The 616-nt window shown below is 69.6% G+C and carries 1 protein-coding gene; it reads left to right on the top strand.

The features are described from left to right. The coding region (locus tag G9373_RS45575; RefSeq protein WP_167121400.1) for a DUF222 domain-containing protein at positions 1-616 on the top strand (616 nt) is incomplete at both ends.

Here is a 616-nt window from a genome sequence, read left to right as displayed (position 1 = left end):
GGGTGGGACCGGGGTATCGCGTCGCAGATTGCGTTGGCGCGCAGAGAGTCCCCGAACCGCGGCGGTCGACATCTGGGTTTTGCGCAGGCTCTGGTGCACGAGATGCCGCACACCCTGGCCCTGTTGCGGACCGGGCGGTTGAACGAATGGCGGGCCACCCTGTTGGTGCGGGAAACAGCGTGCCTGTCGGCGGCCGATCGGGGCATCGTGGACCGCCGGTTGTGCTCGGATCCAGCCATTCTCGACGGGGTCGGTGACCGCGGGCTGATCGCACGGGCGAAGGCGTTGGCGGTCGAACTCGACGCCGCGGCGGTCGTGGCCCGGCATCGCAAGGCGGTGTCCGAGCGGCGGGTCACGACACGCCCGGCGCCGGATTCGATGGCCTATCTGAGCGTGCTGATGCCGGTCGAGCAGGCCGTGTGTCTGCAGGCGACCCTGGGCCGGGATGCGGACAGTCTGATCGCGACCGGGGACAGTGGTGGCCGGACTCGCAATCAGCTGATGGTGGATCTGTTGTTCGAGCGCGGCACCGGAGCGTCAGTGGCGTCGGGTGTCCCGGTGGCGGTGAACCTGGTCCTCTCGGACGAGACGTTGCTGGCCGGCGGGCACGAGGCCG

The organism is Rhodococcus sp. A14 (assembly GCF_011603105.1).
GTDB lineage: Bacteria > Actinomycetota > Actinomycetes > Mycobacteriales > Mycobacteriaceae > Rhodococcus_F > Rhodococcus_F opacus.
The sequence above is the reverse complement of the archived record's forward strand: the minus strand, read 5'-3'. Positions and strand labels throughout refer to the sequence as shown.